Here is a 2,359-nt window from a genome sequence, read left to right on the forward strand (position 1 = left end):
GATACCTCTTCTGCAACCAGGTAACCATCCGGGGCCTGTTCTTCTCGAAGGGTATAGGTTCCAACCGGAAGTTTTTCCACCATATGCGGATCTTTTTTCGATACCCAGCTTTCTACTACTTTTCCATCTTTATCCAGGATGGTCAGCTTCGCACCTGGGATTTCTTTGGAATCTGTCACATCGGTTTTATTGATTTCCACTTTTGTTACATCATCTAGCATCTGGTGCTTCTGAACTTCGGCTGTATCTTCCACTTTAAACTCAATGCTCTCTGCAGTGGTATAGCCGTCTGCTGGTTTGGTTTCCACCATCGTATAGGTTTCCCCCACTAACAGGCCACGGATCATATGTGGTTCTTCGGTAGAAATCCATTCATCCACAACAGTTCCATTGGAATCCAATACCTGCAGGGATGCACCAGGAAGCTCTTTTCCATCTGTTAAGTCCGCTTTGGAAAGTTCCACAGAGGTCTGCATATCCTCAAAAATAAACTCATAAACAGCCTGGGTGGTTTTGTCGCCCTGATATTCGAAGGTAAATTCCTGAATTTCGGTTCCACGCACATACCCGTTTGGTGCATAGATTTCTTTGAGGTAATACTTTGCATTGATCGGAAGGTCCGCCATAAAGTGAATCCATCCGCTTTCATCTGTGGTCTTCAATTCAATGATAGTATCCTTCTCAATCAGAACTTTGCCGCTTGCCGATACAATATCTTCCGCTGCATACAGTCCAAAGATGGCTCCGGAGAGAACCTTGTCGCTGTCCTTTTCTTTTTTCAGAACATTTACCTGCACCTTCTGGCGGCGGTTCTGCCAGTCTGCACTATAGGTTACCACCGGGGTATCCTGGTCACGGTAGGTAAGGTCTACATATCTTGGCTCATCATCCAATACATATCCATAGGAGGTTTCACCCACCAGCTGATCTTTTGTATAGTAATTTTCACTGACACCATCCGCTGCTTTAATATCCTCAGCTGCGTACACGTTAAAGGAAACATCCATCAGGCTTCCGGTTACATAACTAAAGAAATGCTCTACCACACCTTTTGCATTGTCAAGTAGGGTAACATCATCTATGAACTCCCCTTTTTTATTTACCAGCAGGCGTGCAATCGGCACATCATCTTCCATCTTTACCTTCTGTACCTCTGCGGTATCGGAAATCTGAAAGCTGATATCAGTGGTGCGTAAATAGCCGTATGGTGCGATCTGTTCCCTGAGAGTATAGATTTCTCCAACCTTTAAGCCTTTGATTACATGCGGCTTGTCTTTTACAGATGTCCAGAAATCTACCACTTCGCCTTTTTTATTTAGGATAATTAAGGAAGCTCCGTCCAGTTCCACGCCGGTCGTTACATCTGCCTTTGTGATTTCCACGGTGGTTGGCTGGTTTTTCTTGGTGGCTTTTAATTTGATTACTTTTACATCCTGTCCCTGGTAGCTGGCATCAAATTCCAGGATTTCATCCGAGGAAACATAGCCATCCGGTGCCTGAAGCTCTTTCACATAATACTTGCCAAGCGGCAGGTCCAGGGTAATCTGTGCCAGCCCATTTTTGTCACTCTTTACCTTCTGAAGCAGGGTATCTGCCTTTACAATTACCTTATCGCCGAAATAAATGTCATTATTGTTATAAATTCCAAACTCGGCACCTTCCAGCTTTTTACCAGTTTCGGCATCCTCTTTCACCACTTTAAGTTCTACCTTCTGGCGCTTATTGGAAAATTCCACGGTTTCTTCCACAACTGGAGTGTTCTGATCTTTATACAGGAAGGTAAGCTCCTGGCTGTCCGAGTTAATGACAAACCCGGTTGGTGCTTTGGTTTCCACAACACGGTAGGTACCAAGGGGCAGATCATTTAGAATGGCCTCTCCTTTTTCATCTGTGGTAACCTTCTGGATCAGCGTATCTTTTGGGTAAATGACAGTGCGGTTGCCCGCTTCATCCACCTGGTGATCCGGGGTATAAATATCCTCTGCGGCATAAACCGCAAACTCAGCACCAGAAAGGGAAGTTTCCTCGTAGATAAAATCTTTTTTGAAAGATTTTAAGGTTTCCCCAGATTTATGGATGATGAGCTTTCCTTTTGCCGGATGGTTAAATTGGTATTCTGGGTATAGCCGTCCGGGGCAGTCACTTCTTCAATGCGGTAGTTGCCACATTTTAAGGCACTTGGCAGGATCAGATAACCATTTTCATCCGTAAAATAAGATTTATGGGTAACGGTACTTGGATAAGTTGTGGTCTGCTCCACGTATTTTCCTTCATCCAGGTTGTAAATCTTAAACTCGGTGTTTGCAACCAGGACCGGCTTCTTGGTTTCATCATCCTGTTTAATGATTTTTAGTTTTGC

At 44.3% G+C, this 2,359-nt stretch carries 1 pseudogene; it reads right to left on the reverse strand.

Annotated features, from left to right (window positions below):
• Positions 1–2,359: pseudogene (locus tag PGQ38_RS19205) on the reverse strand (SpaA isopeptide-forming pilin-related protein); the annotation flags it as partial.

It is taken from the genome of Blautia faecis, assembly GCF_027662325.1.
Classification (GTDB): Bacteria; Bacillota; Clostridia; order Lachnospirales; family Lachnospiraceae; genus Blautia_A; species Blautia_A faecis.